We start from the raw sequence: 26,748 nt of genomic DNA, 5'->3' as shown, positions 1-26,748 counted from the left end.
CTACACCTCTCGGCCCGGCTGGCCGGAAGCAATTTTGAGCGCTATTTCGCCCAGCACCTCTTTTTGCACGGCGATCAGCTCGTAAATCCCCATCTCGCCCAGGCCTAGCAACTGGTCCAGCTCCTGCCGGGAGAACGGACGTTCTTCGCCGGTGCCCTGCAATTCAACAAAAGCCCCGCCGCCCGTCATTACCACATTCATATCAACCATTGCTTTGGAATCCTCTTCATAGTTCAGATCAAGCAGCGCCTGATCGCCGACAATACCGACGCTGACCGCAGCCAGATAATCTGTAATCGGGAATACGCTCAGCTTATGCTGTTGCGCAATTTTATTGATGGCAAAGGCCATAGCTACAAAAGCGCCCGTAATCGAAGCCGTCCGCGTTCCGCCATCCGCCTGAATGACATCGCAGTCCAGAGTGATACTGCGTTCGCCGAGCGCGTGCAAGTTCACTACGGAACGAAGCGCCCGGCCGATCAGCCGCTGGATTTCCATCGTCCGTCCGGTCAGCTTGCCGCGTGCCGCTTCACGCTGATTACGCGTCTGTGTCGCGCGCGGGAGCATGGAATATTCGGCGGTCACCCAGCCTTTACCCTGTCCTTTCAGGAACGGTGGAACCTTCTCATCTACGGTTGCCGTACAAATGACCTTCGTGTCCCCCATTTCAATAAGGACAGAGCCCTCAGCATATTTATTGGTTTGGGTAGTTATCATCAGCGGCCGAAGCTGGTCCTGATTGCGCCCGTTTGATCTCATCTTTTCTGCCTCCTGCGTCTCTAGCTATATGTTTGGTTGCCGTATGTCCATAGCAAGCTTTATTCTACCAAAGAGCAGGCACAAAAGCATCTTTTAGCCTTTACAGACATTTTACAAAGGCAGGACGTTCACATATTCCGGTGCCGATACCGGCTGGCCGTAGTCCACGTTGTCTGTGCCGGTAACCTTCTTTTGTCCGTTGAGGCGAATTTGCACCATAGCATCCTCCGAATTCTGCGCAACAGTCAGCACAACAGATTCCAGCATCTCAGCCGGGACATCTTTACCGTCCGCAAACATATCATCCTTCAGCGAAACGGTGACCACTCCATTCTGCCCGGCTTCCACGGAATCCAGCACTGTATCCTGCGTCATCACCATTTCCAGACCATTGTCCGAGTCGGGTCCGGCAATCAGCTCATTCAGCGCCGCCTTTAGCGTATCTTGCCCTGCGGGTACAAAACGGGTCACCGGCACATAATACTGATGAGTGCCATCAGGCGCTGCTGCGGAAAAATAAACCGTCACCGCGCTCGAATTCATCAGCAGCGGTCCGTGCTTCGGCAGATTGATACCAATGGTGCGGGACAGCGGACGGTCGAGCGGAGTTCCCTTCAGCGGCATTTCGGTAAGCTTTTTACCGTCAACCCAGAGCTGCACCCCTTGAATTCCATCCTGTCCGGTCAGCGTCCAGGTGATCGCTTCGAGAATTTTACGTTCATCTGCGGCCTCATAATCATTAAACTTCGAGTTAAACTCGACTACAGCCAGTTTGGCTTTGTCTACGGTGACATTTTTCACTTCCGTTCCGGCTGGCAGCACACCCTTGAAGCCCTCCGGCAATGCTGAGGCATAAGCTCCTTTGCTGACCAGTGCGGTAAGCGAGTCCTTCAGCATTGCGGCAGCATCCCCTTTGGGAAGACTCACGGATACCGGAGCGAGCAGGCCGTGCCCATCCTCCAGGAAGACGGTTGTCCGTTCTCCAGCCGCCGCAGGAGCCGCTTCATCTGTACTGACACCTGTCGTAGTACCGTCGCTGTCTAACGTTGCGGGTGCGAACACTCCCGCATCCGGTGTGCCTTCATTGCTGACCTGCAGCATTTGCGCTTCAACCTGGGCGGGCGGCGGATCAATTGCTGCCGATTCCGACGAGTCAAACAGACTGCAGCCCGATAACGTTAATGGAACCGTGAGCAGGCAAGCCGCGGACAGGCGGCGAATTTGTTTCCTATGCTTCATAATTGATTACCCCTTTCAACGCTTAAGTTCAGTTGTACTGCTATGTATACGAGCCCTCTGTCCAAAAAATAACAACAGCTTATCCTAAATTGCCCGGGTTACGGACAATTGGACAATTGCCGCACAACTGGGTACAATTTTTCTATGCAAATCAACTACTAATGACTCACTAACGGGGTGACTGATCATGGCTCATTCAAAAATACCTTACAGCCTTAACAGTAAAAAGGTTGCAGAAGCAACACGGTTCTGGCTGGACAAGCGCGGAGTAACCCTGGAGGAAATCGCTGAGCTTGTGCTGCTATTGCAAAGCAAATATTATCCGGGTCTGACCCTGGAGGAATGTGTGCATAACGTGGAAATGGTACTGAGCAAACGCGAGGTGCAGAACGCCGTACTGACCGGCATCCAATTGGATGTGCTGGCGGAAGAGGGAAAACTCCTTTCTCCCCTGCAGGATATGATTGAAAATGATGAGGGATTGTACGGCGTTGACGAGATTCTGGCCTTTTCGATTGTGAACGTATACGGCAGCATCGGCTTCACCAACTATGGTTATGTGGATAAGCTGAAGCCCGGTGTGCTGGAGCGGCTGAACGATAAAACAACCGGCCAAATCCACACCTATTTGGACGACATTGTTGGTGCAGTTGCCGCAGCCGCCAGCAGCCGCATCGCCCACCGGAAGCAGGCCGAACGCGAGCAGGAGCTCGGGCAGCCGCATGCGCCGGAAGATCATGAGGAAGGTAAACGGGGAGCGGCGGAGCATAAGGATTAAGCCGGGCAGGCTCGCCAGCGGGCCGGAATACTTTTGAAGTTCCGGTCCAGAGTGCTTTTGGAACTGACCGGGTTAGGCTTTGCTTGACTCGGGATACTCTTTTCCCGTCAGAACTGAGGGCGGCGGGGCTTTTGGAGCAGACCGAGTCAGGTTCTGCCTGATCGGGATACGCTTTTACCGCCTGGCCGGAGAGCCAAGTGGAATTTCTCCAACTAAATCGGCTGAATTCTAGCTAAAAATGTATTTAGTTGGAATTACTTCACTTATTTCAGGCAAATTCATTATATATCCGGCAAATAGAGCTAATTAGTTTTACTTTTTCCAACTACGGAGTTTTTGGGAGGTAGCGTGCTGCTATTAGTGGGAGATTTTCCACTTGAGTCCACGGCTCTGCTTGGGCAACAGCCCAAGGAGGGCTTCACCGCAGAAGCAGATGGAGCCAGAATCATTACATAATCACGGCAATAAGGAAGGTGAACAAGACAATGACATTTTCGTTCGTAATCAATCCTGTTGCGGTACAAGAGTTCGACAGTGAGGATGAGCTGATCGAACGGTGCAAGGAATGGAATCTGCTGTCCAGTACAGCAACCAGGGTTAAGACCTATCTGTACAAAGGACATGGCCATTCGCTGCCTTGTGAAATTGTAGGATACGTGGATAATCTGACGGTTGTCATACAATTCGAGAATAAGCAGCAGCATTGCATTCATCCCGCCTACTTAAAAGAAATGCAGACAGCAAGCTTTGGCTCAAAAACAGGCGCATTGACGGAAGCTGCGAAGACGGACGACTCCGTAGAGACGGCGGAAGAAACCGGGGTAGAGGTGAGTAGTACAGAGGCAAGCAGCGCAGAAATACCTGCAGGTGAAGGAGTGCCCGTCGTGACGCTAGATCAAGAGTCAGCTACAGCGGGGGCAACGGAATCTGGGGAAGTCGCAGAACCGGAAGCTCCCAAGAAGCCGGAAAAATCCAAAAAGAAACCCGCCATCATCCTGCCCGAAGACAAGCTGGAAATGACAGCCATCGTAAAAGAGTTTACAACGGTTCCCAATCATTTCTCCGATAACGATGACGAAGTCATTATTTATGAAGGAGTTACTATAGCAGGCCACGAGCTTGCGATTGAGGAAGTCTGGTCCAGCCACAGTGCAACGCTGAAAAAGCTGGAGCTGGCCGTTGGCGATAAGCTTTCCTTTGAAGCAAAAATCGTCGCCAAGAAACTCACCCAGCATCCGGTAAAATATAAAATCAACAACCCGTCTAAAATGAAAAAAATAGAATAGGCTCCAGCAAGTAGAAACGGCTTTGCCGTCCTCTGAAAGAGGCGGCATTCGTTTCAGCGAGAAATATAAGGATGATTGATGGTGTGAAACATATAAATCCTAATATTTTTAAAAAGGCCAGGCCGCATATGAATGGAATCAAAACCAATCCATACGTTGCCTGGCCTCTTTTATGTTCATCTGCTATTCGTTAGAAGCTTACTCGACTGCCGCGAACAGCGTCATCCCGCCGGGCTCCGGCTGGATAACGACCGCCCGCTTCCGGCGCACCAGCTCAGCGAGATGCGCCATCGCTTCGCTCATGGCGAAGCGCATCTGGTGCGCGCTGGACACGCGGCTGCGGAACAGCGCTTCGCATACCGCGAAGCCGCTGAGCGGGCCGCCCGCCAGCAGAGCGGCTGCCGTATCCAGCCGCTCCTCATGATGGCGGAGCAGGCTGTCCGCCCGCTCCGCAAACCCCGTGAACGGTTCCCGGTGGCCCGGGAACCCACGGCTCACCCCGAGGCTGCGCAGTTCGCGCAGCCCCTCCATAAAGGTCTGCAGCGGCTGCGGATCGCCGCCCGGCTGCAGGCTGACATTGGGCGATATTAGCGGCAGCACGGCATCGCCGCACAGAATTTGCCCGCTGTCCCTGTGGTAAAAAGACACGTGCCCCGGCGCATGCCCGCCGGTGACCAGCGGCTGCCACGCGCGGTTGCCCATGATGAACGGCTCCGCCGTATTCATATAGGTCACCTCCGGCTGCGGCGTAACCTGGGGCAGGAAGCGCTCCAGATGCTCCCTGATTCCCTGCACCCAATCCTCCGGCATGCCATTCTGGGTGAAATACAGCGGCAGCGTCTCGTTCAAGACGGCCTCCGCTCCCCAGGTCCGCTGCGCCTCGGCGTGGGCGCGTTCCGACATCCATACCTTGCCGCCGCTGCGGGCCTGCAGCCAGCCGGCAAGACCATAGTGGTCAGGATGATGATGGGTAACCACAATATCCCGGATGCTGCCCCATGAATAGCCCAGATCTTGCAGCACATTCTCCCAAGCCCGCTCCGCCTCCGGCGTATGCGGGCCAGGGTCGATAACCGTAAGCTGCCTGTTCCCGTCAGGCAGAATATAGCTGTTCACCCGGCGCAGCGGCGGGTCCATCGGAACAGGGAACTGGATAATGCCGCCCTCCCATGAGGTCAGCTCCGTAATATCGTCTCCGCCATTTGCTGCCGTCAGGTCTTTTTCCCTCACGATGCCTTCCTCTCCTCCCCTGAATCCTCTTCCCGATACCAGCCTAGGGGCGCACGCCCGTAAAAATCATCCGCGCCGAGCTTTCCGCTTCATATTCATCTTCCTCATAGCTGCCGTGTACAGCCTCAAGCTGCAAACCAGCGGCTTCAATCATCTCGCGGAATTTCTCCATCGGATACAGCTTGACCCGCTCGTGGTACTTCCGTGGCGTCCCGTCAGCCTTGGAGGTGAGGATAATGTCTTTTTTTACATAGCCGTCCTCAATGCGCCGGGACTCGTCGATCAGATTATTGCCATCCTCACGGACAGAGTGCGGCACCAAATTGCGGATGACATGAGCCGGATTCAGAAAATCAATAATGAACTTGCCGCCGGGCACAAGCATCCGGTGAATTTCCTTCAGCACCTTAAGCTGCTCCTCATCCTCCTCGAAATACCCAAAGGAAGTGAACAGATTAACCACAGCGGCAAAACCGCCCTCAAGCGGCAGCTTGCGCATATCCGAACGTATCCAGGTGACGGCTTCGGCCCCGGCCTGTGCCCGCGCTTCACGCAGCAGCGCTTCGGACAGATCCACTCCTGTAACCTCGTAGCCCGCTTCCGCAAGCGCCAGAGAATGACGGCCCATGCCGCAGCACAGATCCAGCACCTTGGCCCCTTGCGGCAGCCCCAGCCAGCCAATCATCCGCTCCACCTCGCGCCGCGCCCCGCCGAAATCCCTGTGGCGATATACGATTAAATAATCCTCACCAAAGCTGTCCTCATACCATTCACCCATGTTCCTTCTCCTCCCCGCAGCAGCCCCTGCACAATTCTCTCTATGTATGCTAATACGCGTATTCAAACCTGTTATCTCCCGATCTCTGGGCTATCCCCTGCTTTTCCAATGTAACGCAATTGTACCGTCTTTTGCCCGTAAACTCAAAAAAGAGTCGCCATTCCGCCACACTTTCCGCGGCAATGGCAACTCTATGTCTTACAGCAATTTTTCCAGATACACTCTCGCTTCATAAGGCCGAAGCTTCAGCTTCCTTAAGCTCTCCCCTGTACCCGGCGTGTAATTGGAGATCAGCAGCTCCAGCTTCTCCGCTTCAAAATCCTCCGGCAGCTCGAACACCGGCTCACGCTCATAGAAATTCAAAATAACCAGCAGGCGCTGATCCTCCAGCGTGCGGGTGTAGGCATAAATTTCCGGGTGCTCCGCCAGTAGCAGGTCATATTCACCGTAGACAATGACCTGATGTTTTTTTCTAAGCCGGATCAGCTGCCTGTAGTAATGGTAGATCGAGTCAGGGTCCTTGACCGCGCTGGCCGCATTAATCTCCCGGGAATTGGAGTTCACCCGAATCCACGGCACACCTGTCGTAAAGCCACCGTTCTCCCCATCGTCCCATTGCATCGGCGCGCGGGCGTTGTCCCGGCTTTTTGTGTGGATGGCAGCCATGATGTCGGCTTCGGGAACGCCGTTTGTGCGTTTTTCCTCATAATAATTGAGCGTCTCGACATCCCGGTAATCGTCAATCGACTCAAAGCCCGCGTTCGTCATACCGAGTTCCTCGCCCTGATAGATATATGGCGTGCCTTCCAGCATATGAATGAAGGTTGCCAGCATTTTCGCCGAAGGGATACGGTAGTACAGATCATTGCCGAACCGCGATACCGAGCGCGGCTGGTCATGGTTGCACAAATAGTTGGCGTTCCAGCCTCTGTTATGCAGAACCCTCTGCCAATTGCCGATGATTTTTTTTAGCTCCAGGAGATTCCAGGGTACCGTGTCCCATTTTCCGCCGCCAGGAGCCGCGCAATCGAGATTCATATGCTCAAACTGAAAGGTCATATTCAGCTCCCGGCGTCCGTCGCCAACATAATCCAGCGCCTGCTCCGGCCCGAGGCCTGATGTTTCCCCCACCGTCATAATATCGTAGTAATAAAGCACCTGATCGTGCAGATTCTGCAGCAGCGTGTGAACATGCTCCAGATTGGAGAACATATCATAGGCTCTCACCGTTGCCGTCCCGTCAGGGTTAAGGGCATCTGGATAACCTTCCGTCTTCACAATATGGGCAATTGCGTCAAAACGAAAGCCGTCGATCCCCTTTTTCAGCCACCACTGCACCATTTCGTGCAGCTTGTCGATCACGGCGGGATTCTCCCAGTTGAGATCCGGCTGGAATTTGGAATACAGGTGCAGATAATATTCATCCGTAGCAGAATCAAGCTCCCAGACCGACCCGCTGAAATAAGATTCCCAATTGTTCGGCGGACCACCGTTTTTGCCTTTTCTCCAGATATAATAATCCCGTTTCGGGTTATCCTTCGAGCTTCTGGATTCAATAAACCAGGGATGCTCGTGCGAGGTGTGGTTGAGCACCAGATCCATCATCAGCTTCATCCCGCGCGAATGCAGCTCCTGCAGCAGCCGGTCAAAATCCTCCAGCGTTCCGAATTCCTGGTTAATGTCGCAATAATCACTAATATCATAGCCATTGTCATGGCCCGGCGATTTATAAATCGGACAGATCCAGATGACATCCACTCCCAGATCCTGCAAATAATCGAGCTTAGACATCACTCCACGCAAATCTCCGATTCCGTCACCATTACTGTCCATGAAGCTGATCGGATAAATCTGGTACACAACGCTTTCCTTCCACCACTTAGGGTTCACTTAGGCTCCCTCCGCTTCTGCGATTCCTGCTTTATCTATCTTGTCCACACTCGCAGAAGAGAATCACAAATCTACGGTAAAACCTATGGCAATGTTGCTCGTGAGCTTCTGATTGCACTTTGTACAGCAGATTCCATCCAAAAGTGTCCAAAAAATAATTCTATTGCATTTCATACAGCAGAATTCAGCTCTGCTCCCGATCATTCAGCCTTTCTGTCCACCTCTGCTGTACAAAGTACAATAGAACAGGCATCCCAAGCAAAAAAGGACGAATCTACTGCAGAAAGTGCACTAGATTCGTCCCTTGGCTAAATAACATTTTAAATTGCCGTCCTACAGCAGCCCCACCATCCGCAAGCCCTCAAGAATTCCATTCTCACTGACATGCTTGGTGACATAACGGGCGACAGCCTTCACCTCATCCTCCGCATTGCCCATCGCGATACCATGCCCTACAAGGCTCAGCATCTCCAGATCATTCAGACCATCGCCGAAGGCATAGATTTCTTCCATCCGGGCACCAAGGCGTTTGATCATTTGCTCAATACCGGCAGCCTTGGAGCCATTGCCCGGCAGCACATCCATACACAGCGGATTCCAGCGGATAAAGTTGAACTCCGGGAACCTCTCTTCATACACAATCTGACTCTCCTGCGGACAAAATAACATCGCCTGATAAATGTCATTCTGCAAATAATATCCGGCATCATACATCGGAAACGCCATCTTTAGCGAACCGATGCTCGTCTTGATGTACTCATGCTCTGCAACATTTACGCTCATGCCTACAGCATCCACATAAGCCACCGGATGATCCTGTTTCTCGGCGAACAAGGTCATTTTCTGCAGAGAAGCCCTATCCAGAGGATTGCGGTAAATCACTTCTCCCTCAAAAATAACATACTGTCCGTTAAGCGACACATAAGAATGAATGTCCAGCTCATCACGCAAATCCTCGAACATGTACGGAGCTCTTCCGGTGGCAATAGCCACATTGTGGCCCCGTCTCTTGAGCTCGGCAATAGCTTCCTTGGTGGTTGCGGGAACCCGCTTTTCCTCATCATAAATCGTTCCGTCAATATCAAAAAAGATCGTTTTCTTAGTCATCGTTTCCCATTCTCCCCGCACTCGCTGCTTTTCTATCTTGTTAAAATTGTAGTGGCTTGCTGCGCGCGATGCAAGAAATCTTTGCAGAAAAAAAGCAAGCCGTGACTGTCCTTCTTATAAGAAAGACAGCCACGGCTTGCCTATCATCAACGCTTCAGCCCCTGACATCTCAACCCTAAACCACATTCCGGCCCCGCTGCCGCTCCTCCATCAGCCACTGCACCAGCAAATATTCCGGCACTGTGCCTTTGCAGGACTCCGCGTATTCACGCACCCGCTCCAGCAGACGCTCTGCAGTATCCGCGCTGACCGCAAGACCCCATTGACCCAGCGCATGGATTACGCCGCCAGTACCGGAATGCTTGCCCAGCACGAAGCGGTGGCTGCGGCCCACCTCCGCAGGGTCGAAGGTCTGATACGTGGCTCTCTCCTTCATCAGCCCGTCCACGTGAATGCCTGACTCATGCGTGAACGCCAGGTGTCCCACTACCGGCTTGGCATCGCCGACGCTGCGGCCGGAAGCGGCAATAACCTTATCCGCCAAGCCTTTGAGCAGATCAAGTCTCACATGGCTCTCGCCGCCGTACAGATGCCGCCAGGCCATGACGACTTCCTCCATCGCTGCGTTCCCGGTGCGTTCACCGATTCCCGCCACTGTAGTGCTGGCCCAAACCGCACCGGCAGCAATCCCACTGAGCGTATTGGCGCAGGCCAGACCAAAATCGTTATGGCAATGCACCTCCAGCTCCACATCCGCAGGGACCGCACCGAGCAGTGTGCTTACGCGCTCTGCGATCTGGCCCGGATGGTGGGCCGATACTGTATCCGCATAGCGGAATCTGCGAATGCCTTCGTTGTACAGCATATTCACCAGCCGGACCAGAAAACCTATATCGGCTCTGGACGAATCCTCCATCCCCACTGACACCGTCATGCCCAGGCGCAGTCCATATTCGGCAGCACCGAGCAGCTTCTTCAGTCCCTCGGCAGGTGTGAGTCTAAGCTTGCCCTGCAACTGAATCTCCGAGACGGGAATGGACACATGGCTCCAGTTCACCCCCGTAGCCCGCGCCTTGTCGATATCCCCCGCCACTGAGCGGTTCCAGGTCATCAGCTTCATCGGGAGGTTCAGCCCGGCAATCGCCGTTATATCCTCCTGCTCCCGCTTGCCCATAGCAGGAATTCCCACCTCTGCCTGCTCTACTCCGCACTCCGACAACAGCCTTGCGATTTCCAGCTTTTCCGCCCTCTTGAAGGATACTCCCGCCGCCTGTTCACCATCCCGCAGTGTCGTGTCGCAAAGCTTGAGACGTTTCACAGCTTACCTCCTTCTCCGCAGCAAGCGCAATTCGGATTACGGGCAATATGGACGCTGTAACAGGCGAAGTCGAGTGAGCTGAAGCGATGCATTACGCCCGCATAAGTTGTCCCTACCCCTGTAATCCATTTTACGGCCTCCAGTGCAGCCAGACAACCTGCGATCCCGGAGGTAGCTCCCAGAACCGGAAATCCAAACGGCTCCCACTGCGGCTGCACATCCGGGTACAGACATTCAAGACAGGGCGTAACGCTAGGAATGACTGTGGTAAGCGAGATTTCAAATCCATACATAGCAGCTTCCACCATAGGCGTCCCGGTATCTACACACAGGCGGTTCAGAGCATATCTTTCCGGGAAATCGTACCTGGCGTCAATTACTATATCAGCATCCCTCACCCAGGGCTTGGCAAGATCATATTCAATTCTGGCATTATAGCCTTCGATTTCGACAAAAGGGTTCAGCCGCTTCAAATGGGCAATCGCCGTACTCATCCGTTCCATCCCCAGATGGTCACTGTCCATTAGGATTTGCCGGTTGAGGTCGGGCGGAACAATAATCCCTTCATGGGCCAAAATCAGCTTGCCGACGCCCGCCGCAGCCAGATACAGCGCAGCCGTTCCTCCAAGTCCGCCGATTCCGGCCACCATGACCGTCGCTTCCTTCAGCGCCTTCTGCCCGTCTTCTCCCAGCAGCTTAAGCTGCCGGGCATACCGCTCCAGCTCCAAACCTCCGGCAAGCTGCTCCATTCGCGATTCCCCCTGTAACTGATGATGAACTTGCGGCCCGCTAGCCTTCCAGACTCAGCAGACCGTGGAATGCCGTCATTTCATTATATTTTTGCAGAAAAGCAAGGCCTTCCTCCACACATTCCACTCCATAGCGGACAGCCTTCTCCTCAGAGGTGAACGGGAAAGGGAAGCCGGCCCGCAGACTTTTCAGCACCAGAATGACACGCCCGCTGTAGAGCAGCCCCCGGCCAAAGCCCTCCATATTAATCTCGGCAGTGCTTTGGACCATGATTCCGCTTTTCTCCTCCATGACTCCTGCAATCGCCTGAAATATAACGGGAACCTGCTGGCGCACCTTAGGGGACACCGCACAGTTGAAATCCGATTGATTCTTGTCCCCGGAGGAAGCCAGGAACAGCTTCACGATTTTCTCCTGCGGGGACAGTGCAGCATGCCGGCCAAAAAAATCGCCAGTGTCCAAAAGATGGCATAAACGGCGGACAAAAGCATCCGCCGTATCCTTATCCAGCTCCTTGCCGGCCTTGCGGCGGCGGGTTCTCACCACCGCACTAGCCTCTACAGCTTCAGCTTGAAGCGCTGCAGTCTCATTAGCCATCGGTTCCATCCGCTTCCTCCCCTTCCCCTTTGCCTTCCTCTTCCGCCCGCAGCACCTTAGCCAGCCACATCGGCGGCTTGCCCTGCAGCATTTCAACCAGACGTTTCACCTGTTCATCTATGGGGCTGCCAAATGGAACCTTGACAGGCATAATCTTGCGCCGTGTTACCTTGGCAGCGGCTGAAGCCCCAATCTGCATAATAAAGATCAGTGTGCAGTCACTCACCGCTTCCAGGCGGCTGTCAATTTTCCCGGCCTCATCCTGGTTCAGATGAGCAGGCAGCTTGCGCAGCTCGACCAGCTCGCCGCCATTTTTGTTCACATTATAAACCGCAAACATTGAGCTTTGCCCGAAGTGGGCATTTACGCAGCTGCCGTCATCTGTGGCGAATGCTACTTTCACGGTGTTTAGCCTCCCTCTGCATCAGCAAATTCCCTGCTTTATTGCTCCACTCCATAGCCCCCCTGTAGCCTACCGAGACAGACATATACGCTCCCAGCTCACTCCAGACCGGAAACCCTGCCGCCATAAATGCCGCGTCAATCCGCTGTGCTCCGGCAATGCCGTGGGAATTGCTGATCCACAGCTCAGCGCCTTTGCCGAGCACCTCGGCATCATCCAGATCGCCGACCCATACTTCGCGCTCCATCCCGGCAATCAGCGGCGTTTCATAGGAGGCGATTAGCGCCTTCTGCTCCACTCCCAGCTCTTCAAGCCAGCCGGAGACAGAATATAGATGATCCGGCTCAAGCGCAGCCACTACAGACATGCCGGCAAATTGGAAATGGGCATCCAGCATGCCGTCAAGCAGATTCTCGCGCTGCCAGCAGTAACGAAGCGGTACCGGCTCGCCGCTGATCTGATGCAGGAAATGCAGCAGCTCGTCGGAAGCCTTAAGCCCCATCACGCTCTCAAAAACCTTATAGGGCGTGCCAAGCGCATTATGCAGCCGTCTCGCCGGACGCTCCATGCTGCCGCCGATGGCAATCGTTAGTCCCGACTGCAGACTCTGCAGCATGGAATCCAGCGGCACGCCGCCCCGGGTCAGCGGAGAGAAGCCGGTCAGCAAATGCCCTGACAAGGAGGTCGAAATATCCGGCAGTGCAATGACCTCGAACCCGAAGCTTGAAATGATCTCCTTCAGCTCCATTACATCCGCCGGTGTCAGAAAAGATCCGGGGAGCAGCGTAATCTGCCTGGTATTCACACTTCTCGAACCCCGGTGCCCCACCTGCTGGATCATTTCATCAATGATAGCCTCCACCGCAATGCTGAAGCCCGATTCCAGCGAACCGCGAAAGTCCGGCAGCACTACGGAAAAAGCAAGCCCTCCCCGCATATTCCGCTCCCGCTTATACGACTTGAGCATGGTCTGATAATCCACCCCGGCCACATCGGTCAGCTCTGTTCCGATAATCCCGATAATATCGGGGCGGTGCTTGCTCAGCACCAGATTCAGCGCCTCCTCCAGATTGCGGTTAGCATCAAAGATGACGTCCATTTCCTGCAGCGCGGAGGTCTGTACGGCGATGGGCTCACGGAAATGCCGGGTCAGCAGTGCCTTGGGAAAAGCAGAGCACCCCTGCGCCCCATGCATCAGCGGCATGGCACGGTAGCAGCCCTGCAGTGCCAGCACGGCGCCGAGCGACTGGCCGATCTTGATCGGGTTGACGGAAGCCGGTTTTTTCCTTCTGTTAACGGTCATATGGCGGAGCCTCCTTATCCCACGGAGCAGGGCTTGCAGCCAGCTTCCAGATCGGATTGGCAAGCGAATAGGTCAGCTCCTTAGCCAGCCGCAGCAGTCCTTCATAACCGGCATAAGCCTTGTGCCGCTCCTGATTGATATCGATGAACGGAACCTGCTCCTTCATCGCCACATACATATTGCGCCCGCCGGCGATCATAATATCCGCTTTGCGCTCCCGCACCGTCTTGAGAATCCGGCCCGCGCCGCCCTCGGGAATATATTCGGTATCGTCGCTCACCCGGTCAGCGATCCGCCGCACATCATCCTCCGTGCTCTTGTTCGTGCCGACGCCTACTACTTGAACGCCCAGCTCCTTCAGCGCGGAAATGACCGACCAGCTTTTGACGCCGCCGGTATAAAGAACCGCCTTCTTCCCCTTCAGCAGCTTGCGGTATGGGCGCAGCTCCTGGCTCAGCCGGGCTTCTTCACGTTCTGTCAGGCGGTCTACCCGGCGCTCCATCTCCCGGTCATTCATCAGATAAGCCATTTGCCGCAGCGAATAGGTCGTCTCCTTGGCGCCATAGAACGAGCCTTCAAAATACGGAATGCCGTAGCGGGACTCCATTTCCCTGGCGAGCCCCAGCAATGCGCGGCTGCAGACCACCATGTTCACCTTGGCGCGGTGTGCCCAGGTGATCTCCTTATACCTCGCATCACCTGTAATGCGCGAGGTCACCGAAATGCCCGCACTTCTCATCAGCTTCTCGATATCCCACATTTCGCCAGCGATATTGTATTCGCCTATAAGATTTACCCCCGGAGGCAGCTCGGACTCCGGCTCCCCTGTCCCAATGACATACTGCATCAGCGCATCACCAGCGAGGCGGTTGCCAAGATTCTTGCTGCCGACAAACCCCGGGCTGTTAACCGGGATGACCGGAATTCCCAGCCGCTCCGCCGCTTCCTTGCATACCACATCCATATCCTCGCCAATCAGCGCGGTTACACAGGTTGAATATACAAATATTGCCGGAGGCGCAAAGCGCCCGGCAATATATTCAATGCTCTCCTTCAGCTTTTTCTCTCCGCCAAAAATAATATCGGAATCGTTAAGATCCGTAGCAAAGCCATATTGAGACAGGGAGGGGCCGCTTGACAAGGCTCCTCTGCTCTCCCAGCTGTTCCCGGCGCAAGCAATCGGACCATGAACAAGATGCGCAGCGTCCATAATCGGCAGCAGTGTGATTTGAGCTCCGTCGAAGGAGCAGCCTCCGGCCGCTTCACCCGGTTTGGGCCGTGGACAGGGCTTTACTTTCGGGGCCAAGCTCCCGCAAGCCTCAGAATCAAATTCGTTTTTTCGAACAGGGTCCATCGGCGCTTCATCTCCTTTTCTCCCGCGAGTGCCCTTACCGTACCAGGTCGTAGTTGAACTCAGAGTTGTTGCGGTCAAGCTCATCCAGCACGGTATTGACAAACAAGCTCAGCAAGTTCAGGGCTCCTTGATACCCGAGAATCGGATAACGGTGCATATGATGACGATCGAAGATTGGGAACCCCACACGGATCAGCGGCACATCCGCATCTTTGGCGGCGAATTTCAGATGTGAGCTGCCGATCGCCAGATCCACCGGATCATTCAGCAGCAGGGAACGCATATGCCACAGGTCGTTTCCGATATAAAGCTTTGCTTCCGAGCCATACGGACTGGCTGCCAGAAGCGCTTCTGCTTCCTCCTTGAACTTCACCTCGTTAAAATCAACATCACCATTTGAGCATATAATGTGTACCGGCTCCATTCCGAGCTCCAGGCAAAGGCCGATCAGGCCGATCAGCAGGTCAGGGTCACCTACAAGCGCAACACGTTTGCCGTGAAGATACGGGTGGCTGTCCGTCAAGGCGTCTATCACGCGGCCGCGTTCCTCAATAAGTGAGGCCGGAATCGGCAGTCCCGTCAGTTCACTGATCGCTTCCAGCAGCTTATCCGTGCCGGCGATCCCCAGCGGCGTAGACATTGCAGTGATGTGCTGCTTCCAGGTTCCGCTGATATAGTCCTGAGTCTTCTTGAGCGTGTATTTCTGGAGTGACAGTGTACCAAGCGCACTCAACGCCAGCGGAACATCTGCAAGCTTCGTGCCTCCGTAATAATATTCATATTCACCATTGGCCGGAGAATCATAGTTCCCGCTGTGATCGCCAAGAATGGTGTACTGCGTATCAAATGCACCCAGTATCTTGCGGATTTCAGCAAAATTCCCGGTGTACGGCTCGAATCCGAGCATTACATTCAGCTTCTCGCCAGCTCCTTCCCCGCTTCCCGGCGCCGCCTGGATACCGGAGCGTTCATACAGGTAGCTGAGGATGCCTTTAAGCATGGAATCATAACCGGTAATATGCGAACCTACAAAGCTTGGCGTATTGCAGAAGGCAACCGGGAAGTCTTCGGTAATAACACCTTTCTGCCGGGCGTTGCCGATGAAGGCCGAAAGGTCGTCACCGATAACTTCAGCCATACAGGTCGTGCAGATAGCCACCATTTCCGGCTTGTAGAGCGCAACGCTGTTCTCCAAGCCGTCGATCAGGTTGCTCATGCCGCCGAATACCGCTGCATCTTCAGTCATTGAGGAGGAGACAGCCGGAGTAGGCTCTTTGAAATGCCGGCTTAAATGGCTGCGGAAGTAGGAGTTGCAGCCCTGTGAGCCGTGGACGAACGGCAAAGTCTTCTCGAATCCGAGAGCTGCCATAACCGACCCAAGCGGCTGGCAGGCTTTATGCGGATTGATCACCACCGCTTTACGGTCAAAGTTCTTCTCCATATATTCAGCGGATTTGGAATAAGCAAGAGCCTCCGCCGTCTGCTGCTCACTGCAAGGCGCTTCGAACTGTTTTTTATTTTCACGCTGCTGTAAGAAACGTTCTTCCGAGAACAAGGAATTATAATCCGGGATGTTCAATCTGTCCTTACTCATATGCTCGCCCCCTCTGCTTGAACCTTCACCTTCTTCTTCATCAGATTCCATACCGGATTATTCACAGTCATATCCATATCCTTGGCAAAAACCTTGAAGCCGTCAAAGCCATGATACGGACCGCTGTAATCCCATGAATGCATCTGGCGGAACGGAACACCCATCTTGTGGTACACATATTTTTCCTTGACCCCCGAGCCTACCAGATCAACATTCAATTTCTGTGCCAGCTCCTCCAGCTCATACGCGGTCGGGTCATCCATAATGATTGTGCCTTCCTTCATCATCGGAAAGGTCTTTTCATAGTCGTCCTTATGGGCAAATTCATAGCCGGAGGCTACGATATCCATGCCCAGATCCTCATAAGCGCCGATGGTATGGCGGGAACGCAGGCCGCCGATCATCAAGAGAACCTTTTTATTTTCCAGGCGGGGTCTATATTTATTGATAATGGCATCCATTTCCGGTTTATGCCTCTCAATCATCTTCTCACAGTTCTCCTGAATCGTTTCATCGAACCGGGCTGCGATGGCCCGCAGGCTCTCATAGGTCTTGGACGGCCCAAAGAAGTTGTACTCCATCCACGGAATATCATAGGCCTTCTCCATATGATCAACCATGTAGTTCATCGAGCGGTGGCAGTGAATAAGATTCAGCTTCGCCTTATGAGCGATTTCCAGCTCGTTCAGGGTGCCGTCGCCGGACCACTGGGCAATGACGCGAAGCCCCATCTCCTCCAGCAGAATGCGGGAAGCCCAGGCGTCGCCGCCGATATTATAGTCGCCGATAATATTGACATCGTAGGGACCGGTTTCAGCCAGTTCAGCTTTGCCGAGTACAAAATCGCGAATAGCGTCATTGGCAATATGGTGGCCCAGCGACTGGCTGACCCCGCGGAACCCTTCGCAGCGTACCGGAACAATCGGCATCTCCAGCTCTTTGGCCATTTTCTTGGATACAGCTTCAATATCATCGCCGATCAGACCGACCGGACATTCGGATTGTACGGAAATCCCTTTGGCAAGCGGGAACATCTCCGTGATTTCGCGCATAATGACTTCTAGCTTCTTATCACCGCCAAATACGATATCCGTTTCCTGAAAATCACTTGTAATCTGCATAGCCGTAAAATTGTCGATCCCAAGCGTCCCGTTCGCATAGTTGCGGCGTGTGCCCCAGCTATATTGTCCGCAGCCGATAGGGCCGTGGCTGATATGGACCATATCCTTGATCGGGCCCCACACCACCCCTTTAGAGCCTGCATAAGAGCATCCGCGCGGTGTCATTACACCGGGACGGGATTTAATATTGGACTTCAGGGCACAGGTTCCGCAGGATTGAGAATCTTCAGTATTGATCTGAAAATGCTTTTCACGGTCCTTCTTTGCCTTTTTGGGGTAGGCTTCCAGAACTTCTTCTACTATTTTCTTATTCTCTTCAATATTCAGTCCCATTGGTTGACCCTCCTTTTCGTGGTACAAGCCGCTTTAGCTTCCTGCGTGGCCCTTCGTTCCACTATTGGCCGGAAGCTTCCAGCTTCTTGAGCGCAGCTTCCTCGTCTTCGATAATACCGAATTCCATCAGCAGCTCTTCCAGCTCTTCCATCGAGATCGGAGTAGGGATTGTCAGCATCTTATTGTTGAGAATTTTTTCGGCCAGGATTTCATATTCCTTAGCCTGCTTGTGCTGCGGATTATATTGAGCCACGGTCATTCGGCGCAGCTCGGCATGCTGAACGACATTGTCGCGCGGCACAAAGTGAATCATTTGCGTATTCAGACGGCGGGCAAGCTCGGTAATCAGCTCATCTTCACGGTCAGTGTTGCGGCTGTTGCAGATCAGTCCGCCCAGTCTCACCCCGCCGCTGGTTGCATATTTCAGAATCCCGCGTGCGATGTTGTTAGCGGCGTACATAGCCATCATCTCACCCGAACATACAATATAGATCTCTTGCGCCTTGTTCTCGCGGATCGGCATTGCGAAACCGCCGCATACAACGTCTCCAAGCACGTCATACGATACGAAATCGAGATCCGAATAAGCGCCTTCCTGCTCCAAAAAGTTAATGGCCGTGATGATTCCGCGTCCCGCGCAGCCAACGCCCGGCTCAGGTCCGCCGCATTCCACGTTGATGATGTCGCCAAAGCCGGTTTGCAATACATCATCCAGCTCCAGATCCTCAACGGAACCAAGCTCTGCGGCCAAATGAAGCACAGTCTGCTGGGCTTTGGTATTCAGGATCAGGCGCGTAGAGTCTGCCTTAGGGTCACAGCCGACAATCATAATCCGCTGACCGAATTTGGTAGCCAACTGAGCTAGAGTGTTCTGGGAGGTTGTGGATTTGCCGATACCGCCTTTACCGTAAAAAGCTATTTGTCTCATAATTCATCATCCCTTCGAAATGTTTGTATTTTCAAAATAAGAGCTGTATTTCACACTTTCGAGAATAGCTTCCTGTATCCCGCCTTTGCGGACGAGAGGCAACACTCCGGCTTTGTTCAGGCTGGCACGTGGGCCATCGCCAATACCGGAGCATAGAAGAATGCGGCAATCACTTAAAATAGATATGATTTCTTGCAGCGTAGCGGCTTTGTCGCCGTTGCAGTCAGCTTTACCATGGCAGTAAGCCTGTATCTTGCGGACACCAAGCAGCTTCACATCCGCTCCGTCAGTATCGTAAACAAGGAATTCCGTGGCATGCCCAAAATGCTGATTAACCTTATCGCCGCCTCTAGTGGCTACTGCGACTCTGATCTTTGGAGCATCTTGCCGCAATTGCCTTGCTTTCTTCGCTTGAACCCGCTCGCGGATCTTTGCGTCCAGTTCGCCCTGGAACAACGCTCTGGCTTCTTTGTTGACTACCGGATCAGCTTCCATCGCTTCAAGCGGGAAATCCTGATTACGGTCCTGGCCCAGCAGCCCGATGGCATCTGCCCGGCATTGCCGGCAGTGGCGCATCACCTTCATGCCGTCACGGCCGAGAAGCTCCTGCAGGTTGTGCAGCTCCTTCGGACGGGGCGCCTTGCGGCCATCCTGCTCATACTGGCTGCCGGGTGCGATAATAAGCGGTGTTACATTATGCAGTGTTGCCCCGAGCTCTTTTACTCTTTTGGACACTGCGGGAAGATGCCCGTCGTTGACCCCTGGAATCATAATGGAATTGACCTTGACCAGAATCCCCAGCTTCGCCAGCCTTTCAAGGCCCAGCAGTTGGCGGCTGATCAGCAGCTCTGCCGCCTCTCTTCCTTCATACCGCACACCCTCGTCGAATACCCAAGGATAAATCTCTTGAGCGACATCAGGATCAATGGCATTGATCGTGATGGTCACATGGCGAATGCCAAGCTCCACAATCTCATCCACATGCCGGTAAAGCGTCAATCCGTTGGTGCTGAGGCAAAGGGTGACATCAGGCACATGCTTTTTTACCCGGGCAAAAGTGTCGAACGTCACCTCCGGATTGGCCAGCGGATCGCCGGGACCGGCTACTCCAACCACCGAGAGCTGCATTAACTGGGCGGCTACACCTTTTACCTTGCGCTCCGCCTGCTCCGGGTTAAGCACCTCACTGACTACACCAGGCCTGCTCTCATTCACGCAGTCAAACTTGCGGTTGCAGTAATTGCACTGGATGTTGCAGGCGGGAGCTACCGGGATGTGCATCCTGGCATAGAAGCGATGGGCTTCCTCGCTGTAGCACGGATGGCGGCTGATCTCCTCCTCAGCTTCACTTGAAATACACGGCGACGGCTGCATCATTTCCCACCTCCTGAAAGTTTTGTGAGCCTCAGCTTCACTGAAATCACTTCGAACAAAACTGACTTCGGAAGCATAAGCTAAAAGTTTTGCTGAGCTTCGCTTCTTCGAATCAACTTCGTAGCAAAACTCGCTTCGTAAGCATCTGCTTAAGTTTTACGAGCATTCGCTCACCCTCTAATAGACTTTCTCTTCGCGGCGCAAGTAATTTTATGTAATGTTTTCTTACACAAAATCACTTGACCGCTTTAATTAGTTACATCATATTTTCATTCCTATACACCGTCAATCGAGTTTAGGCTTAAAAAACCCTATATTTCCTTATGTTTTCAGTTTCGACATATCATATGTTATATTATCTAACCTTTATGTATCATGGTTCCGTTTCCATTTCAGGCGTTTTTCATTGATATTTATTCTCACGGGCATTGACAACGACTCTTAAGTCATATATGATACTTTTAAGTAACAACTCAAATGATGAAATTTAATATATCCCGTAAAGGGGAGTAGCTGTTAGATAAAATCGTCAATACGAGAACGTGAGGATGTTCTCCGGTTTTATCGGCAATGAACCATTGTTAGCGAGACCTTTACCAATCAGGTTAGTCCTTTATTCCGAAGGCTGATCTGTTTGGTAAAGGTCTTTTTTATATATATTTGATAAAAATAATGGTAATGTAGGTATTTTTTAACGATATTTACATCCAAATGAGGAGGAAGCAGCAATGGATTGGGGATTATTATTAGAATACGGATGGGTTTTGCTCGTTCTCGTAGCACTGGAAGGGTTGCTCGCCGCAGATAACGCACTGGTATTGGCAATCATGGTTAAACATCTTCCTGATGAGGACCGTAAGAAAGCATTGTTCTATGGTTTGGCAGGGGCGTTTGTGTTCCGCTTTGGTTCGCTGTTCATCATCTCGTATCTGGTGGACATCTGGCAGGTACAAGCTATTGGCGCCATCTATCTGTTGTTCATCGCCGGTAACCATATCTTCCGAAAAGTATTGTTCAAGAAACCGGAAGCTGAAGCGGCTGTCGAAGGTGCTTCTGAAGATGGGGCAGGAAAGAAAAAATCCAGTTTCTGGTTCACCGTGCTGAAGGTTGAGGTGGCCGACATCGCTTTCGCCGTCGACTCTATTCTTGCAGCGGTTGCGCTGGCCGTTGCGCTGCCGCCAAGCGGAATGGGTAACATCGGGGGCCTTGATGGCGGACAATTCCTAGTTATTTTCGCTGGTGGATTCATCGGACTTGTCATTATGCGGTTTGCGGCCTCCTTCTTCGTCAAGCTGCTGCACTCCCGTCCGGGCCTTGAAGTGGCAGCGTTCTTCATCGTAGGCTGGGTAGGTGTCAAGCTGGCGGTCATCACTCTGGCTCACCCTTCGCTGGGTGTGCTGTCCGAGGATTTCGCCCATAGCACCTGGTGGAAAGCCACCTTCTATATTGTGCTGGTAATCATCGCAGCTGTAGGCTGGTTCATGAGCAGCCAGAAAACTGAAGAGAACGAAGGCCATCTCCCTGTTCGTGAAGCAGATAAACAACTGGGGAAATAACCCGCAGCTACTTATAGCCATATTTGAAAAAAAGCCTGCTCTCCCGCCTGAAGGCAGGGAGCAGGCTTTGCTTTTGTCTTTGGCAGTGCTGTGCTTATGGCGCACTGCCATTGTTGCAGTAGAGGTTTTTACTGACCAATGGCCTGGTCAGTTTTGTCCTGCAATTCCACCAGCTTCATGATTACAGTGGCAACATCAGCTTTGGTTACCTTTTGCTGCGGATTAAATTTACCGCTGTCTCCCTGCAGCAGCCCCAGCTTCACGACCAGTGCCACTGCGCCTTTATCTTTTATGGCGGCGCTGTCGCTGAAGCTGCTCACGGCAGTGTCATTTTGCAGGAACGCAGAGAACTTATTGTATTTCAAAAAGGAGGCCAGCAGCACAGCGAGCTGCTCGCGGCTGAGTGTATTGTCCGGCTGCAACACAGAATCCTTGCCGATCCAGCCGTGGCTTACAGCATAGCTGACAGCCGCATAATATTTGCTGTCCGTACTTACACCGGCCATCGCCTTCCGCTCCGTTCCAGTCGAATAACCGGAATAGTACGGATTGGATGCTTTGGCAATAAAGGCAAACCAATCTCCAACCGTTATTTCCTGATCCGGCTTGAGCTTTCCGTCAGCGTCAGGAACAAGCACACCATACTTGACGAGTTCAGTTAACTGCTTCTCCGCAGGGTGGCCTTTCAGATCAGCCACCACAGGGACAGTCGCAGACTGGGCAGAGTATGGAAACACCCGGACCCATTTGCCTGTCATGGCATCCAGCACCTCATACTGATCCTTATCGTTAACCGGCGACGGATTATAGACCAGCTTCACTTTGGGTTCTACGTACAGAGTATTGCTATACCCGCCGATGCGGTTATATTGCAGCTTCAGGGTATATTTGTCCTTGTAGCTCTTCAGCGCGTCGCTCTTGGATATGGCAGGAGTTGGCTGATCCTTCAGCGTTTCGACTCCCGCGTTAACCAGGGCTGAATAGTTCTGGAGTCTGCCGTAAGTATCCATAACCAAAGTTATGGCTCCGTCGCTTATTGGAATGCCCTTGTAATAGCGTACGAATTCATAGCGGAACCCCTTTCCGTCTGGAAGAACACTCCATGCTTCATCATGACCGGCCAGTTTTAACTCGCTGCTTGCCTGATCATATAGACGGTTGATCAGGCGGGCAGCCTGCTGTTTGGCTTCCGCCTGAGTCAGCTTCTTGCCGCCGGCAGGAGCAGGCTGCGGCTTAGCATCGGTACTGCCCATAAATTGCTCAGACTGAAAAACATAGATTTGACCGGTTGCCGCATCAATCTCAGCATAGGATCTGGAAGGAATTTCAGCCATACCCCCTTTGCGTTCCGCCTCCCAGGACAGCCTCCATACCTTTTGTTTCGTGTTCGGATAGCTATCTCCCAGCATTTGGGTTGTTAGCTTACGTTCTGCCGGAATGAAGGCTACCTGCTGTACAAGCTTTGCAGCTTCCGCTGCAGTAAGCGACTTGCCTGTGCTGATTGGTTGAAATCGCTCTTTAGTCTGCGGTACAGCCTCATCCCTTGTAGAGAGAGAAGCAGCTTCCGTCCCATCATAATCTATACTTTTCCCGCTCTGGGCATCAATTGGATACAGATCCTGCTCCTCGGGACGCCAGCCCAGAATCCACCGCTCCACCTGGTTGTCTTGGTAAACCGGAATGTAGTACAGGCCCACAGACAAGCCGTCCGTAAATTTCTTCTGCGCCGATTCCAAAGAAACAGCAGGCTTAGCGGACGGATAGACAAGTCCTGAAGACGGTTTGTTGAATTGAATGACATTTCCATTGCCGTCGATAGTGATCGAGAGGAAATCCGATGTAGGCAGACCATTCTTCAGAATCTTGAAGGAGAAGCTGTATTGAACCGTTCCGAACAGCGCTCCACTGGCCAGATTCAGTGCATCATCGTCCTTAAGCTGAATATCATCTTTACCCAGGGATGGCGCAGCGGCGGCAATAAAGGGCCGGGCACGCTCCAGCGCTTCAGCACGTGTGATTTTGGGCGGATAATACGCGGTTTCTTGCGTTAAAGGGAACGAGAGGTAGGTATTGACCAGGTCCCCGCTAACCGCATCAACCATGCTGGAAAAACCGTAGCTGGTGTTGCCAACCTCATATCCCCAGTTGATGTTCCAGATCATTTGATTGGTGCTCGGAGGATAAGAGTTGTCTCCACCCAGCTGGACTCTCGATACGATTGCATCCTTCAGCACAGGAAACAGCTCTCTTAGTTTTGCAATCGCCTGCTCCTGCGTAATTTTGGCTTTGGAAGCGTCCGGTGTTGCTGCGGCTTGTCCGGGAGCCTCCTTAACCGCTGTCGCTGCAGCGGAAGTACCGCTTGAATCCGCTGCGGCTAATCCGCCAGGCAGAAGCAGCGCGAGCGCGACTGTAGTGGTAAGCAAAGCTTTGGTGGTCTGATGTACGAGATGAGTACTGTTTTTGGGGCTATTATTGCGATCCAACAAATTCATCCTCCTCAATTTCTTCCATATATTCTCTCTAAGTATAGAGATATATGCTTATTTTTTCCATATTTTATTTACGGCAGGAAACTACAGATTACGCAAAATGCGCAAAAAAAAGCCTCATCTGTCAAATAGAAAGTGAGGCCTTTGTAGTCCCCATGCTGAAGGACTCTTCAGCAAAGGATATTCATTTAGGAAGATGAACGCAGAATTCCGAGCCTGCGCCCAGGGTGCTCGAGACGGTTACCCGTCCTCCGTGCGCTTCGACAATCGCTTTTACAATCGTAAGACCAATTCCGGCTCCCCCGGTCTTGCGGTTGCGCGACTTCTCTCCACGGTAAAAGCGTTCAAATATATATGGCAGCTCATCGGCGGCGATTCCAGCGCCCGTATCGGCAATCATCACCTTGACTTCGGAAGACTCCTCAGAGAGGGTTACTTCTATCCGGCCTTCCTTAGTATATTTAAGCGCATTATTCAGCAGGTTGACAAATACCTGTACCAGCCGTTCATAATCACCGTTAATAAAGATTTGCTTCTCATCCTTCAAGGTCAAGACAACCTTGTCCAGCTCCGGTCTGCCGGCAATCGAATGAACCGAATCACGGAGCACGTCATTCAGAAGCAGCCGTTCATGCCGCAGTTGAATCATCGGGTTCTCTGCCGCATTAAGCTTTTCCAGATCATTAATAAGCTGCACCAACCGGATGATTTGAGCGTGGCAGATCTGCAATCTCTCCGGTGTAGGTTCCCATATCCCATCCTGAAAAGCTTCAATATAACTCTGGACGGTGGTCACAGGCGTGCGTAATTCATGAGCCACATCTGCCGTGAGATTTTTTCTTAGCTTCTCCTGCTGCTGCAACGTATCCGCAAGATAATTAAGCGCCTGACCTACCTCTTCAATTTCTGTCTGTCTGTTAATCTGAAGCGGGACCCGCTCCGTCAAATTGCCTTCCCGCATCTTCACGGCGATTCTCTTGATCTGGACGAGCGGAAGGCTCAAGCCTTTAGCCATAAATCTGCTGTACAGATAGGCACCCGCAAGCACCAGCAGCAGCGCACCCCAGGACAGCCTGTTGAACATCTGGAGAAAATCCCGGTTCTGTGCCTGCTCAGCTTCACCACTTCCCCGCATTTCAAGTGTGCCGATGTTCGCTCCATCCTTCACAATCTCATAGCGGCTGGCAGCCGCATCCTGATTTGCCGTTGACATCCTCATACCCATGCCCATATTTCCTGTATCCCAGACCAGCTTCCCTTCCGCATTATAGAGCCGTATGGAATAATTCCGCAGCATAGCCTGATGGGATATATTCATCAATGTATCCATTCCCCAAGAATGTGCAGGATCATAGGCTTGTTCAAGATCCGCGAGCAGGAATCCGGCTTCGGCTTTCTGCTGGTTTTTAACATACCTCCCGAAGGAGAAGCTCATCACCAGGTTGACCAAAAACAGGATGATCAGCAAAGAGCTGAGTGCGACACCGAGATGGGACAGCAGCAGTTTTTTCCGCAGTCCGCCTTTATTCATCCCGATTCACCAGAAATTTATAGCCGATTCCGAACACTGTACCAATAAACTGGGGATGCCGTGGATCATCGCCGATTTTTTGCCGCAAATTCTTGATGTGCACATCTATCGTCCGCTCAAAACCGTCGAAGTCATCCCCCTGGATAAGATTCACCAGCTCGTAACGGCTGAAGGCCCGTTTGGGATTCCTGGACAGGCACTCCAGCAGCTTGAATTCAAGTGGTGTCAGCGCAAGCATCTCTCCCTCCAGCTTAACCTCGTGCCGCTCAGAATCCATCCATAGCCTCCCGTTCCCAAAGCTTAAGCCATTTTCTGGCCCTTGGTTCTGAGAATGCTGCGCCCTCCTGAGCAGACTGATGACCCGGGCCAGCAGCTCCCTTGGACTGAAGGGCTTGGTAATGTAATCGTCCGCACCGATCAGCAGGCCATTCACCATATCGTCTTCACTGCTTTTGGCCGTAAGCATAAGGATGGGTGTATTCGAGCTTCTGCGAATAATTCTGCAGATCTCTTCGCCGGAAATGTCCGGCAGCATAAGATCAAGCACCACCAGATCAGGCTTCAGCTTATCAAAAAGCTGCAATGCGCCGGTTCCAGTCTCAGCTTCATGTACGATATAATTGTTCTTCTCCAGATACGCCCTGATCACCTGAAGAATATCCGCCTCGTCGTCCACGAGCAAAATGGTTGGAGCCTCCACCACGATCATCCCTTCGTTTTATAGCGCGATTAGAAATTCATCATGCTGACGCGACCCGATGCATTGCCCATCATGCCGGATCTGCCAGATGTATTGCCCATCATGCCGCCCATGCCTGTTCCTTGATTCTCACGGCAATTGTTCACCATCTCTTTGATGTTATCGTCCGACAAGTTCGGATGCATCTGTCTTGCAAAAGGCAGCATTTTCTCAAACCAGCTCTGTCCATTGTCAGTTCCCGATGCATATACGCTTGTACCGATACTCATAACCACAACCAATGCCGTAATTCCTAACCAGATCTTCTTCTTCATTGTGCTCTCCTCCTTC

At 52.7% G+C, this 26,748-nt stretch carries 23 protein-coding genes; 3 read left to right on the top strand and 20 right to left on the bottom strand.

The window, feature by feature from the left end; translation table 11 throughout:
* Together rph and AC0LWN_RS19070 are read right to left on the bottom strand one after the other, a co-directional pair.
* Entirely contained in the window at window positions 1-759 is a 759-nt protein-coding gene (gene rph / locus AC0LWN_RS19075; protein ID WP_458966964.1) for a ribonuclease PH, read from the bottom strand.
* 111 nt (window positions 760-870) lie between these two features.
* Complete coding sequence (locus AC0LWN_RS19070; protein WP_474668049.1) at window positions 871-1,998, bottom strand: GerMN domain-containing protein; 1,128 nt, start codon at window positions 1,996-1,998, stop codon at window positions 871-873.
* Between the two features lie 187 nt (window positions 1,999-2,185).
* On the opposite strand from AC0LWN_RS19070, the gene AC0LWN_RS19065 reads away from it, so the two are divergent.
* Together AC0LWN_RS19065 and AC0LWN_RS19060 are read left to right on the top strand one after the other, a co-directional pair.
* Entirely contained in the window at window positions 2,186-2,776 is a 591-nt protein-coding gene (locus AC0LWN_RS19065; RefSeq protein ID WP_474668047.1) for a phosphatidylglycerophosphatase A family protein, read from the top strand.
* 485 nt (window positions 2,777-3,261) lie between these two features.
* Entirely contained in the window at window positions 3,262-4,062 is an 801-nt protein-coding gene (locus AC0LWN_RS19060; protein WP_474668045.1) for a hypothetical protein, read from the top strand.
* 198 nt (window positions 4,063-4,260) lie between these two features.
* Here AC0LWN_RS19060 and AC0LWN_RS19055 read toward each other — a convergent pair whose 3' ends face one another.
* The 14 genes from AC0LWN_RS19055 to nifB form a co-directional block, all read right to left on the bottom strand.
* A complete protein-coding gene (locus AC0LWN_RS19055; RefSeq protein WP_474668043.1) occupies window positions 4,261-5,292 on the bottom strand; it encodes an MBL fold metallo-hydrolase in 1,032 nt (343 codons plus the stop codon).
* A 43-nt stretch (window positions 5,293-5,335) separates the two neighbouring features.
* Window positions 5,336-6,070 carry a class I SAM-dependent methyltransferase gene (locus AC0LWN_RS19050; protein ID WP_474668041.1) on the bottom strand — a complete coding sequence of 245 codons (735 nt, stop codon included), beginning with the start codon at window positions 6,068-6,070 and terminating at the stop codon, window positions 5,336-5,338.
* A 198-nt stretch (window positions 6,071-6,268) separates the two neighbouring features.
* Entirely contained in the window at window positions 6,269-7,960 is a 1,692-nt protein-coding gene (locus tag AC0LWN_RS19045) for a glycoside hydrolase family 13 protein (RefSeq protein WP_474668039.1), read from the bottom strand.
* A gap of 333 nt (window positions 7,961-8,293) precedes the next feature.
* Window positions 8,294-9,067, bottom strand: a complete 774-nt coding sequence (locus AC0LWN_RS19040) for a Cof-type HAD-IIB family hydrolase (RefSeq protein ID WP_474668037.1) — start codon at window positions 9,065-9,067, stop codon at window positions 8,294-8,296.
* 175 nt (window positions 9,068-9,242) lie between these two features.
* A complete protein-coding gene (locus AC0LWN_RS19035) occupies window positions 9,243-10,385 on the bottom strand; it encodes a homocitrate synthase/isopropylmalate synthase family protein (protein ID WP_474668035.1) in 1,143 nt (380 codons plus the stop codon).
* A complete protein-coding gene (locus AC0LWN_RS19030; protein ID WP_474668033.1) occupies window positions 10,382-11,134 on the bottom strand; it encodes a HesA/MoeB/ThiF family protein in 753 nt (250 codons plus the stop codon). The genes AC0LWN_RS19035 and AC0LWN_RS19030 overlap by 4 nt, the downstream gene beginning before the upstream one ends.
* A gap of 40 nt (window positions 11,135-11,174) precedes the next feature.
* Window positions 11,175-11,741: a DUF269 domain-containing protein gene (locus tag AC0LWN_RS19025; RefSeq protein ID WP_474668031.1), complete on the bottom strand. Its 567-nt coding sequence runs from the start codon at window positions 11,739-11,741 to the stop codon at window positions 11,175-11,177.
* The gene (gene nifX, locus AC0LWN_RS19020) at window positions 11,725-12,135 is read right to left on the bottom strand and encodes a nitrogen fixation protein NifX (RefSeq protein ID WP_474668029.1); all 411 of its coding nucleotides are present in this window, start codon (window positions 12,133-12,135) and stop codon (window positions 11,725-11,727) included. Before nifX ends, AC0LWN_RS19025 begins: the two co-directional genes overlap by 17 nt.
* Window positions 12,110-13,438, bottom strand: a complete 1,329-nt coding sequence (nifN, locus tag AC0LWN_RS19015; protein ID WP_474668027.1) for a nitrogenase iron-molybdenum cofactor biosynthesis protein NifN — start codon at window positions 13,436-13,438, stop codon at window positions 12,110-12,112. Before nifN ends, nifX begins: the two co-directional genes overlap by 26 nt.
* Window positions 13,428-14,792 carry a nitrogenase iron-molybdenum cofactor biosynthesis protein NifE gene (gene nifE / locus AC0LWN_RS19010; RefSeq protein WP_474668025.1) on the bottom strand — a complete coding sequence of 455 codons (1,365 nt, stop codon included), beginning with the start codon at window positions 14,790-14,792 and terminating at the stop codon, window positions 13,428-13,430. The genes nifN and nifE overlap by 11 nt, the downstream gene beginning before the upstream one ends.
* Window positions 14,793-14,826: 34 nt before the next feature.
* Window positions 14,827-16,386 (bottom strand): nitrogenase molybdenum-iron protein subunit beta, encoded by a 1,560-nt coding sequence (gene nifK, locus AC0LWN_RS19005; RefSeq protein WP_474668023.1) that lies wholly within the window; start codon window positions 16,384-16,386, stop codon window positions 14,827-14,829.
* Window positions 16,383-17,840: a nitrogenase molybdenum-iron protein alpha chain gene (gene nifD, locus AC0LWN_RS19000; RefSeq protein ID WP_474668021.1), complete on the bottom strand. Its 1,458-nt coding sequence runs from the start codon at window positions 17,838-17,840 to the stop codon at window positions 16,383-16,385. The genes nifK and nifD overlap by 4 nt, the downstream gene beginning before the upstream one ends.
* A gap of 61 nt (window positions 17,841-17,901) precedes the next feature.
* Window positions 17,902-18,768 carry a nitrogenase iron protein gene (gene nifH, locus AC0LWN_RS18995; protein ID WP_458967917.1) on the bottom strand — a complete coding sequence of 289 codons (867 nt, stop codon included), beginning with the start codon at window positions 18,766-18,768 and terminating at the stop codon, window positions 17,902-17,904.
* 6 nt (window positions 18,769-18,774) lie between these two features.
* Complete coding sequence (nifB, locus tag AC0LWN_RS18990) at window positions 18,775-20,145, bottom strand: nitrogenase cofactor biosynthesis protein NifB (RefSeq protein ID WP_474668019.1); 1,371 nt, start codon at window positions 20,143-20,145, stop codon at window positions 18,775-18,777.
* Between the two features lie 725 nt (window positions 20,146-20,870).
* Between nifB and AC0LWN_RS18985 the strand changes: the two genes are divergently transcribed.
* Window positions 20,871-21,698, top strand: coding sequence for a TerC family protein (locus AC0LWN_RS18985; RefSeq protein WP_474668015.1), 828 nt, complete (start codon window positions 20,871-20,873; stop codon window positions 21,696-21,698).
* Between the two features lie 128 nt (window positions 21,699-21,826).
* Here the strand turns inward: AC0LWN_RS18985 and AC0LWN_RS18980 are convergent, their stop codons facing one another.
* From AC0LWN_RS18980 to AC0LWN_RS18965, 4 genes are all read right to left on the bottom strand, one after another.
* On the bottom strand, window positions 21,827-24,181 hold the full coding sequence (locus AC0LWN_RS18980) for an S-layer homology domain-containing protein (RefSeq protein WP_474668013.1): 2,355 nt from the start codon (window positions 24,179-24,181) through the stop codon (window positions 21,827-21,829).
* Window positions 24,182-24,371: 190 nt separating this feature from the next.
* Window positions 24,372-25,718: a sensor histidine kinase gene (locus AC0LWN_RS18975; RefSeq protein WP_474668011.1), complete on the bottom strand. Its 1,347-nt coding sequence runs from the start codon at window positions 25,716-25,718 to the stop codon at window positions 24,372-24,374.
* A complete protein-coding gene (locus AC0LWN_RS18970) occupies window positions 25,711-26,427 on the bottom strand; it encodes a response regulator transcription factor (RefSeq protein ID WP_474668009.1) in 717 nt (238 codons plus the stop codon). Before AC0LWN_RS18970 ends, AC0LWN_RS18975 begins: the two co-directional genes overlap by 8 nt.
* Window positions 26,428-26,447: 20 nt before the next feature.
* The gene (locus AC0LWN_RS18965) at window positions 26,448-26,732 is read right to left on the bottom strand and encodes an FAD/FMN-containing dehydrogenase (protein ID WP_474668007.1); all 285 of its coding nucleotides are present in this window, start codon (window positions 26,730-26,732) and stop codon (window positions 26,448-26,450) included.
* Between the last annotated feature and the right edge of the window lie 16 nt (window positions 26,733-26,748).

It is taken from the genome of Paenibacillus sp. sgz302115 (assembly GCF_056120445.1).
Note: the sequence above shows the minus strand (reverse complement) of the source record. Positions and strands in the feature narration are given on the sequence as shown.